This is a genomic window from Aeromicrobium sp. PFPM2_SD2 (assembly GCF_057364525.1).
This window is the reverse complement of the sequence record NZ_JBNFNZ010000045.1, coordinates 1-10,034: the sequence shown is the minus strand read 5'-3', so window position 1 is coordinate 10,034 and position 10,034 is coordinate 1. Positions and strand designations below refer to the sequence as shown.

Sequence of the window (10,034 nt, the reverse complement as noted above, 5' to 3'; positions counted from 1 at the left end):
CCCCGCCGGCCGCGCCCCACGCCTCGGGTCCGGGCGGAGGTCGAGCGCGTCACGATGCGCGGCGCGCCGCCCGCCACGGCCAAGAACATGGACGAGAGCCTCACCGTCCCGACCGCGACGAGCGTCCGCTCCGTGCCGGTCAAGCTGCTCTTCGACCAGCGCACCGTCATCAACAACCACCTCGCCCGTGCCCGCGGCGGCAAGGTCTCCTTCACGCACCTCATCGGCTACGCCGTGGTGCGCGCCGCCGCCCGCATGCCCGAGATGAACACCGGCTACGCGACGGACGAGAAGGGCAAGCCGGTCCAGCTCAACCCCGAGCACGTCAACTTCGGCCTGGCCATCGACGTCCCCAAGCCCGACGGCAGCCGTCAGCTCCTGGTGCCCTCGATCAAGGCCGCCGAGACGATGAGCTTCGCCCAGTTCTGGGCGGCGTACGAGACGCTCGTCAAGAAGGCCCGCGACGGCAAGCTGGAGGTCTCGGACTTCCAGGGCACGACGATCAGCCTCACCAACCCCGGCGGCATCGGCACCAACCACTCGGTGCCGCGGCTCATGTCGGGCCAGGGCGCCATCATCGGCGTCGGCTCGATGAACTACCCGGCCGAGTTCGAGGGCGCGTCCGAGCACACGATCACGCAGCTGGCCGTGTCGAAGATGATGACGCTGACCTCGACCTACGACCACCGCGTCATCCAGGGCGCGCAGTCCGGCGAGTTCCTCAAGGTCATCCACCAGCTGCTGCTGGGCGCCGACGGCTTCTACGACGAGATCTTCGCGTCGCTGCGCATCCCCTACGAGCCCATCCGCTGGGCCCAGGACATCGCGGTGCGTCACGACGACGACATCGACCGCCAGGCGCGCGTGCTCGAGCTCATCCACGCCTTCCGCGTGCGCGGCCACCTCATGGCCGACACCAACCCGCTGGAGTACCGCCAGCGCACGCACCCGGACCTCGACACCGCGTCGCACGGCCTCACGCTGTGGGACCTGGACCGCGAGTTCCCGACCGGCCCGAGCTTCGGCGGCGACCGCCGCTACATGAAGCTGCGCGACATCCTCGGCGTCCTGCGCGACGCCTACGCGCGCACCATCGGCGTCGAGTACATGTACATCGAGGACCCGGCCGAGCGTCGCTGGTTCCAGGAGCGGCTCGAGGCCGGCTACACCAAGCCGCCGCGCGAGGAGCAGCTGCGCATCCTGGACAAGCTCAACCAGGCCGAGGCGTTCGAGACGTTCCTGCAGACGAAGTTCGTCGGCCAGAAGCGCTTCAGCCTCGAGGGCGGCGAGACCGCCATCCCGCTGCTGGACGAGATCTGCGAGGCCGCGGCCGCGGACCACCTCGAGGAGGTCTGCATCGGCATGGCCCACCGCGGACGCCTCAACGTCCTGGTGAACATCGCCGGCAAGAGCCCCGCCCAGGTGTTCCGCGAGTTCGAGGGCAACATCGACCCGCGCACCGTGCAGGGCTCCGGCGACGTCAAGTACCACCTGGGCGTCGAGGGCGAGTTCACCGCCGCCACGGGCGACCGGATCAAGGTCTCCGTGGCTGCGAACCCGTCGCACCTGGAGGTCGTCGACCCGGTGCTGGAGGGCATCACCCGGGCCAAGCAGGACCGGCTCAACCGCGGTGCCGAGTTCCCCGTGCTCCCGCTGCTCGTCCACGGCGACGCGGCCTTCGCGGGCCAGGGCGTGGTGGCCGAGACGCTGAACCTGTCGCAGCTGCGCGGCTACCGCACCGGCGGCACGATCCACCTGATCATCAACAACCAGGTCGGCTTCACGACGAGCCCGTCGTCGTCGCGCTCCTCGCGCTACAGCACCGACGTGGCCCGCATGATCCAGGCGCCGGTCTTCCACGTGAACGGCGACGACCCCGAGGCCTGCATCCGCGTGGCGCAGCTGGCGTACGAGTACCGCCAGACGTTCCACAAGGACGTCGTCATCGACATGGTCTGCTACCGCCGTCGCGGCCACAACGAGGGCGACGACCCGAGCTTCACCCAGCCGCTGATGTACGACACGATCAACGCCAAGAAGTCGGTGCGCAAGCTCTACACCGAGGCGCTGGTCGGTCGTGGCGACATCACGCTGGAGGAGGCCGAGGCTGCGCTCGCGGACTACCAGGCCAAGCTCGAGCGCAACTTCGCCGAGGTGAAGGAGGCGTCCTCGCACGAGGACCCCGACTACACCCGCACGCCGGACTACCCGGTCAAGCCGGCCGCGAGCGAGCTCGTCACGGCGGTCTCGCCCGAGACGCTCAAGGCGATCGCGGACGCGCACACCAACGTGCCGGACGGCTTCACCGTCCACCCGAAGGTGATGCCGCAGATGCAGCGTCGCGCGCAGTCCATCACGTCCGGCGGCATCGACTGGGGCACCGGCGAGATCCTCGCCCTCGGCTCGCTGCTCATGGAGGGCCGCCCGGTCCGCCTGGCCGGCCAGGACAGCCGCCGCGGCACGTTCTCCTCGCGCTTCGCGACGATGATCGACCGCACCAACGGCGACGAGTGGACGCCGCTGTCGCACCTCAGCGAGGGCCAGGCGCCGTTCTACATCTACGACTCGCTGCTCAGCGAGTACGCCGCGCTCGGCTTCGAGTACGGCTACTCGGTGGCGCGTCCGGAGGCGCTGACCGTCTGGGAGGCGCAGTTCGGCGACTTCGTCAACGGCGCCCAGTCGGTCATCGACGAGTACATCTCGGCCGGCGAGGCCAAGTGGGGCCAGAAGTCCGGCGTCGTGCTGCTGCTGCCGCACGGCTACGAGGGCCAGGGCCCGGACCACTCGTCGGCGCGCATCGAGCGCTTCCTGACGCTGTGCGCCGACGACCACATGACCCTCGCGCAGCCCTCGACGCCCGCGTCGTACTTCCACCTGCTGCGCCGGCACAACCTGGGTGCCGAGCACCGGCCGCTGGTCGTGTTCACGCCCAAGTCGATGCTGCGCAGCAAGGCGGCCGCCTCGCAGCCGGAGGACTTCACCTCCGGCACCTTCCAGCCGGTCGTCGGCGACACCACCGTCGACGCGCAGAAGGTCGAGCGGGTGCTGCTGTGCTCGGGCAAGATCGCCTGGGAGCTGTTCGCCGAGCGCGGCAAGCGCGAGGGCGACAACCCCCGCACCGCGATCGTCCGGGTCGAGCAGCTGTACCCGAACCCGGTCGAGGAGCTCCGTGCCGCGATCGGCGCGTTCCCGAACGCGTCCGAGGTCCGCTGGGTGCAGGACGAGCCGGAGAACCAGGGCCCGTGGCCGCACGTCGCGCTCCACTACGGCGACGCGTTCGACGGCGACGTCACGCCGGTCACCCGTCCGGCGCTCACCGCGCCGTCGGTCGGCCAGCACTCGCGCCACCTGGAGGAGCACAAGTCGCTCATGCAGCAGGCCTTCGCCTGAGCCGAGGACGACGTGTACTTCACCGACCGAGGCATCGAGGAGCTGGAGTCGCGCCGGGGTGACGAGGAGGTCTCCCTGGCGTGGCTCGCCGAGCACCTGCGCGAGTTCGTCGACCTGAACCCCGACTTCGAGGTGCCGATCGAGCGGCTGGCCACCTGGCTGGCGCGGCTCGACGACGACGAGGACTGAGCACGACGAGGGCCCCGCACCGTCCGGTGCGGGGCCCTCGTGCGTGCGGTCAGCGGGTGAGGACGATCTTACCGAACACGTCCCCTGCCGCCACGGCGGCGATGCCCTCGGCGGCGTCCTCCATGGGGATCTCGCGGTCGATGAGCGGACGCACGCCGCTCACGTCGCACAGCTCCACGAGGCGGCCCAGCTCGTCCCGCGTGCCCATGGTCGAGCCGTGCACGCGCATCTGCTGGAAGAAGATGCGGGTCAGCTCGGCCTTGGACGGCGCGTCGCCCGAGGTGGCGCCGCTGATGACGATCGTCCCGCCGGGACGCAGCGACCTGACCGAGTGCGACCACGTGGCCGCGCCGACGGTCTCCATGACCGCGTCGACCTTCACCGGCAGCCGGGCGCCGGACTCGAGCACCTCGTGGGCGCCGAGCTCGAGCGCGCGCTGGCGCTTGGACTCGTCGCGGCTCGTCGCGTAGACCCGGAAGCCCGCGGCCCGGGCCAGCACGATGAGCGCGGTCGCCACGCCGCCCCCGGCGCCCTGGACGAGCACCGAGCCGCCCGGCTGCAGCCCGGACTGGGTGAACAGCATCCGGTAGGCGGTCAGCCAGGCGGTGGGCAGGCAGGCGGCCTCGGCGAACGACATCCCGGCCGGCTTGGGCAGCAGGTTGCGCCGGGGCACGACGACCTTCTCGGCGAACGTGCCCTGGTGCTTCTCCGACAGCAGGGTGCGCCGGGGGTCGAGGGTCTCGTCGCCGCGCCACGACGGGTCGCTGATGACGGCGTGGACGACGACCTCGTTGCCGTCCTCGTCGAGCCCGGCCGCGTCGCAGCCCAGGATCATCGGCAGCGACTCCTCGCGCAGGCCGACGCCGCGCAGGCTCCACACGTCGTGGTGATTGATCGACGCCGCCTTCACCGTCACCTGAACCCAACCATCCGGAGTCCTTGGTTCAGGTCTTTCCCCTACCACCAGCCCGGACAGCGGATCGTCCTGGCTGAACGACTGGGCGTAGACGGCGAGCATGGACGTCCTCTCGGTCGGGTCAGTACGGGCGGCGCGCGAGTCCCTCGCGGCGGGCGGTGTCGGTGACCGCCTTCGCGACCGCCGGGGCGACCCGCGGGTCGAACGGCGACGGGATCACGTACGTCTCGCTCAGATCCTCCCCCACCAGGTCGGCGAGCGCCCGCGCGGCCGCGACCTTCATCTCCTCGGAGATGCCCGTGGCGCGCACGTCGAGCGCGCCGCGGAAGATGCCGGGGAAGACGAGCACGTTGTTGATCTGGTTCGGGAAGTCCGAGCGTCCGGTGGCCACGACGCGGGCGTACCGGTGCGCCACGTCGGGGTGGATCTCGGGGTTCGGGTTGGCCATGGCGAACACGATCGCGTCGTCGGCCATGCGCGCCACGGCCTCCTCCGGCACCGTGCCGCCGGAGACGCCGATGAACACGTCCGCGCCCACCAGGGCGTCCGCGACGCTGCCCGGACGCGCGACGTCGGCGGTCTCCTCGGCCAGCCAGCGCTTCACCTCGGTGAGGTCCTCGCGGCCGGGGTGGATGACGCCCGTGCGGTCGACGACGCTGATCCGGCGGATGCCGACGCGGTGCAGGATCTTGGTGATGGCGACGCCGGCCGCCCCGGCGCCGGAGATGACGACGCGGGTGTGCTCGGGGTCGCGGTCGGTCAGGCGCAGGGCGTTGATGAGCGCGGCGAGCGTGACGACGGCGGTGCCGTGCTGGTCGTCGTGGAAGACCGGGATGTCCAGACGCTCCTTGAGCCGCGCCTCGATCTCGAAGCAGCGCGGCGCGGAGATGTCCTCGAGGTTGATGCCGCCGAAGCTGGGCGCCATCCGCACGACGGTCTCGACGATCTCGTCGACGTCGGTCGTGTCGAGCGCGACCGGGATGCCGTCCACCCCGCCGAACTGCTTGAACAGCACGGCCTTGCCCTCCATCACGGGCATGGACGCGGCCGGGCCGATGTCGCCCAAGCCGAGCACGGCGGTGCCGTCGGTGACGACCGCGACCGTGTTGGAGACCCAGGTCAGCTCGTGCGCGGCCTCGGGGTCTGCGTGGATGGTCTCGCAGACCCGCGCGACGCCCGGCGTGTAGGCCAGGGACAGGTCGTCCGCGCCGGCGAGCGGGACGGTGCAGGAGATCTCCATCTTGCCGCCGCGGTGCAGCGCGTGGACGGGGTCCTCCGGGTCGTAGGAGGCGGTGCTGGCGTCGATGTCGAAGGCAACCATGACGTTCTTTCACGAGGGGACGGGGATGCCGCGGGCCGCGGAGACCGGTCGGGTCTCGACGTCAGCCGGGCGTTCTGCCGTGCGTGCGGGGCGTCAGGTGGGCCCCGGATCTCATTCTGGCACGCGCTCCGCAGCCACCAGGGCACGGGTGGTGGACGGGGCCAGGAGCCCCACGAGCGCCACCAGCGCCGAGATCGCGAGCAGCGGGCTGAGCCACTCCAGGGCGGAGTCGCGCGAGTTCCAGGCCAGGCCCAGCTGGATGAGCTGGGTGGCCACGAGCGGGCCGCGGGCACCGATCCGGTGCTTGAGCAGCAGGACGGCGGCCCAGGCCTGGCCCAGGCCGTACGCCGCGATGAGCCCGGCCGTCGCGTACGCCATGGGGCGGCCGGGCTCGGCCACGACCTCCGCGCCGGCGAAGCCGAGCAGGGCCAGGGCCTCGACGAGGACGACGACGGCGGCGAGCAGGATCACGGCTCCAGCCTAGCCATTCGCTTGTTGTTACAAGCGTGTGACGAAACCGACAGAGGTCGTCATCTCGTAACCCTTGTTTCACCTGGGCGAACTTGGGAACATAACTGATGCTGCTCCCCGGGAACGCACCGGGTCTGGGGCTGGCGAAAACCACGAACTGCGAAGGGTGAGTTTGTCATGGACTGGAGGCACAAGTCTGCCTGCCTCGACGAGGACCCCGAGCTCTTCTTCCCGATCGGCAACACCGGCCCGGCGATCCTCCAGTCGGAGGAGGCCAAGACGGTGTGCCGCCGCTGCGACGTCCGCGAGCAGTGCCTGACCTGGGCGCTCGAGTCCGGTCAGGACCACGGCGTCTGGGGAGGCATGAGCGAGGACGAGCGTCGCGCGCTGAAGCGCCGCAACGCCCGCGCACGCATCAAGACCGCCTGACACGGCACGCGTCGACAGGCCCCGCATCCGGACGGATGCGGGGTCTTCTGCGTCCCCGCCCGCCGGTGGGCGGTGAGCCAGCAACCCTTCGACGTCGGCCCGCCTCGGGAGCGGTGAGCGGCAACCCCTCGACGTCAGCCCGCCTCGGGAGCGGTGAGCGGCAACCCTTCGACGTTGGCCCGCCCCGTGAGCGGTGAGCCGGCAACCGAATGCGACGGCGTATCGGTTGCCGGCTCACCGCTCCGGAGGGGTCGGGTTGCTGGCTCACCGCTCACCGCCCTCGCGGCAGGACGGCTACAGGCTGAGCTCGATCGAGACCGTCGTGCCGGCGCCGCGCCGCGAGTCGAACGACAGCCGTCCGTGCAGCTCGGTCTCGACCAGGGTCGTGACGATCGACAGCCCCAGGCTCGAGCGCGGGTCGAACGTCTCGGGCAGCCCCGTGCCGTCGTCCCCGACGCGGAGCCGCAGCCGGTTGCGGATGCGGTTGACGGCGACGGTCACGCGTCCGGACGAGCGTCCGGCGAAGGCGTGCTCGCCGGCGTTCTGCACGATCTCGGTCAGCACGAGCGCGAGCGGGGTGGCCACCTCGGCCGACACCTGGCCGAACGAGCCGATGCGGTGGCCCTCGACCTCCAGGCTGTCCGCGGTCGCCACCTCCAGCACGGAGCGCAGCAGCTGGTCGGCGACGTCGTCGAACGCCACGGTCTCGTCGAAGGACTGGCTCAGCGTCTCGTGCACGAGCGCGATCGAGCCCACCCGCTGCTCGGCCTCGACCAGGGCGGTGCGGGCCTGCGGGGAGTCCATGCGCCGCGCCTGCAGCCGCAGCAGCGCCGCGACCGTCTGCAGGTTGTTCTTCACCCGGTGGTGGATCTCGCGGATGGTGGCGTCCTTGCTCAGCAGCTCGCGCTCGCGCACCCGCAGCTCGGTGACGTCGCGCAGCAGCACCAGGGCGCCGTCGTGCTCGCCGCCGCGAGACAGCGGGACGACCCGCACGAGCAGCGTCGCCGCCGGGCCTCGACCTCGCCCTCGTCGGGTTGCGCCCGCCGAGCATCGTCAGCGGGGCGGCGTCGGTGCGGCGCGGGCCCACGAGCCCCTGGGTCAGCGCGGCCAGCTCGGTGCCCACCAGGCCGCCGCTCAGGCCGAGACGACGGTAGGCCGACACGGCGTTGGGGCTGGCGTAGGAGACGACCCCGCGCTCGTCCAGGCGCACCATGCCGTCGCCCACGCGCAGGCTGCCGGCCAGCTCGGACTCGGCCTCGCCCGGGAACCGGCCGGCGGTCAGCATCGCCTCGAGGGTCAGCGCCACCTCCAGGTAGGCGTCCTCCAGGCGGCTGGGACGGCGCAGGGCACCGACGTTCGAGCGGTGCTCGACCAGCGCCACGAGCCGGTCGCTGCGGCGCACCGGCACGTACCGCACGGCCACCGGCTCGCCGTCGACCTCGATCTCGTCGACGACGGTCGACGTACGGGCTCGCGGCGGGCGCGGGACGAGGTCGGGGGCGTGCACCGCGGGCACGAAACGTGCCGACGCGCGTCGGTCGAGCGGTCGTGGCGCCGGTCGTCGGGCGGATCTGCGCCGCGGCCCAGTAGCCCTTGGCCTCGGCGTCGCCGACCCACAGGACGAGGTCGCCGAAGCCCAGGTCGGCCAGCAGCTGCCAGTCGGCCACGAGCCGGTGCAGCAGCGCCACGTCGTCGCGGCCCAGGGCGGTCTGGTGGCGGACGATCGTGTCGAGCGAGGGCACGTCGGTCAGCCTAGAGCCCGGTCGGAGCCGCGTGGCACCATGGCGGGGTGTCCGAGGTGTACTGGCAGGCCGTGATGTCCGGCGGCATGACGCTCCCTCGCGACCGGTCCCTCAGCGAGGCCACCGTCGAGCTGGTCCAGCTGCTGGGCTCCACGAACCCCCGCGTCCGCGAGGACGTCGCCTACCCGCTGCTGTCGACCTGGGTCGCGCAGGGGGTCTACGACGAGCTGCTCGGCGGGCTCGGCGACGGGCTGCTGCCCGGGCTGCGCCACCGGCTCGGCCACGACGGCGACCCGTCGGTGCTGCGCCGCTCCTACAGCGCGCTCGTGCTCGCCGAGGTGCTGGCCCGCGACGAGTCCGAGCACCTGCTCCCCCGCACGACCGTCCTCGACTGGGGCGACCAGGCCGCCGGCTGGTTCGTGCGCGAGAACGACCACCGCGGCTGGCTCGGCGACCACGGGTGGGCGCACGCCGTCGCCCACGGCGCCGACCTCGTCGCCGCCCTGGCCCGCTCGCGCCACCTCGGCGCGCTCGAGCTCACCGTGCTGCTCGACGTCGTCGGCGACCGGTTGCTGACCCCCACGCCGTACGTCTGGCGCCACGGCGAGGAGGACCGGCTCGCGTTCGCCGTCATGACGATGCTCCACCGCGACGTCCTCGAGCCGCACCTGGTCGAGGCGTGGCTCAACCGGCTCGGCGCCGGCGTCGTCCACCCGCCGACGCGCGGCCACCAGGACCGCGAGTGGCCCACGCCCGCGGCCCGCAACACGTCCGCGTTCCTGCGCGCCCTGCACCTGCAGCTCGCGCTCGGCGTCCAGGGCCGCTCCGACCTGCGCTCGGACGCCGAGCTGTTCGCGCGTCCCCCGCGGCACCGCGCCGACCTCCTGCTGGCGGTGCTCGACCAGGTGCGCGCCGAGAGCCCCGGCCTGTACCGCGACCCGCCGAAGCGCCCTCGGCACTGACCTACGCCGGGGTAACCTCCGTCACATGACGGACACCGCCGACCAGGCCGAGCAGACCACCCAGCACGCGGGGCAGATCGCCGTCGACGTCGCCCGCGCGCACGGGGTGGAGCACATGTTCACCCTCTCCGGGGCCCACGTGTTCCCGCTGTACGACGGGGCCGTCAAGGCCGACCCGCCGATGCGCATCGTGGACGTGCGCCACGAGCCGTCCGCCGTCTTCGCCGCCGAGGCCGTGGGCAAGCTGACCCGCACGCCGGGCCTGGCCGTGCTCACCGCGGGCCCGGGCGTGACCAACGGCGTCAGCCCGCTCACCCAGGCCTACTTCAGCGGCTCGCCGCTGGTCTGCGTCGGCGGCCGTGCCCCGGCCGGCCGGTGGGGCTCGGGCAGCCTGCAGGAGCTGGACCACCCGCCGATCCTGTCCACCGTCACCAAGTCGGCCCGCACGGCGCACACCGTCGCCGACGTCGGCCCCGCCCTCGACGAGGCGTTCGCCCTGGCCGGGTCGTCGCACCGCGGCCCGACCTTCGTCGACGTGCCCATGGACGAGCTGTTCAACAGCACCAGCACCGGCCGGCGCCGACGCCACGCGCCCCGCGCCGGTCGAGCCCGAC

The 10,034-nt window shown here is 72.2% G+C and carries 9 protein-coding genes and 1 pseudogene; 5 read left to right on the top strand and 5 right to left on the bottom strand.

The window, feature by feature from the left end; genetic code table 11:
- Positions 1–3,390: multifunctional oxoglutarate decarboxylase/oxoglutarate dehydrogenase thiamine pyrophosphate-binding subunit/dihydrolipoyllysine-residue succinyltransferase subunit (locus tag AC2W7G_RS04265; RefSeq protein WP_485867344.1), on the top strand; the 3,390-nt coding region annotated here is incomplete at its 5' end.
- Between the two features lie 12 nt (positions 3,391–3,402).
- Positions 3,403–3,579: a DUF6104 family protein gene (locus AC2W7G_RS04260; protein ID WP_485867343.1), complete on the top strand. Its 177-nt coding sequence runs from the start codon at positions 3,403–3,405 to the stop codon at positions 3,577–3,579.
- Between the two features lie 49 nt (positions 3,580–3,628).
- Here AC2W7G_RS04260 and AC2W7G_RS04255 read toward each other — a convergent pair whose 3' ends face one another.
- The 3 genes from AC2W7G_RS04255 to AC2W7G_RS04245 form a co-directional block, all read right to left on the bottom strand.
- Positions 3,629–4,597: a zinc-binding dehydrogenase gene (locus tag AC2W7G_RS04255; RefSeq protein WP_485867342.1), complete on the bottom strand. Its 969-nt coding sequence runs from the start codon at positions 4,595–4,597 to the stop codon at positions 3,629–3,631.
- A 19-nt stretch (positions 4,598–4,616) separates the two neighbouring features.
- Positions 4,617–5,816 carry an NAD(P)-dependent malic enzyme gene (locus AC2W7G_RS04250; protein WP_485867341.1) on the bottom strand — a complete coding sequence of 400 codons (1,200 nt, stop codon included), beginning with the start codon at positions 5,814–5,816 and terminating at the stop codon, positions 4,617–4,619.
- Between the two features lie 111 nt (positions 5,817–5,927).
- Positions 5,928–6,287: a hypothetical protein gene (locus tag AC2W7G_RS04245; RefSeq protein ID WP_485867340.1), complete on the bottom strand. Its 360-nt coding sequence runs from the start codon at positions 6,285–6,287 to the stop codon at positions 5,928–5,930.
- Between the two features lie 177 nt (positions 6,288–6,464).
- Between AC2W7G_RS04245 and AC2W7G_RS04240 the strand changes: the two genes are divergently transcribed.
- Entirely contained in the window at positions 6,465–6,716 is a 252-nt protein-coding gene (locus AC2W7G_RS04240) for a WhiB family transcriptional regulator (RefSeq protein WP_485867339.1), read from the top strand.
- A 294-nt stretch (positions 6,717–7,010) separates the two neighbouring features.
- On the opposite strand, the gene AC2W7G_RS04235 is transcribed toward AC2W7G_RS04240, so the two are convergent.
- Positions 7,011–7,709, bottom strand: a complete 699-nt coding sequence (locus AC2W7G_RS04235) for a sensor histidine kinase (protein ID WP_485867338.1) — start codon at positions 7,707–7,709, stop codon at positions 7,011–7,013.
- 548 nt (positions 7,710–8,257) lie between these two features.
- A pseudogene (locus AC2W7G_RS04230) lies at positions 8,258–8,404 on the bottom strand (histidine kinase N-terminal domain-containing protein); the annotation flags it as partial.
- Between the two features lie 101 nt (positions 8,405–8,505).
- Here AC2W7G_RS04230 and AC2W7G_RS04225 point away from each other — a divergent pair.
- Together AC2W7G_RS04225 and AC2W7G_RS04220 are read left to right on the top strand one after the other, a co-directional pair.
- Positions 8,506–9,420 carry a DUF2785 domain-containing protein gene (locus AC2W7G_RS04225; protein WP_485867337.1) on the top strand — a complete coding sequence of 305 codons (915 nt, stop codon included), beginning with the start codon at positions 8,506–8,508 and terminating at the stop codon, positions 9,418–9,420.
- Between the two features lie 25 nt (positions 9,421–9,445).
- Positions 9,446–10,034 (top strand): thiamine pyrophosphate-binding protein (locus AC2W7G_RS04220; protein WP_485867336.1); only part of this gene is annotated, 589 nt, incomplete at its 3' end.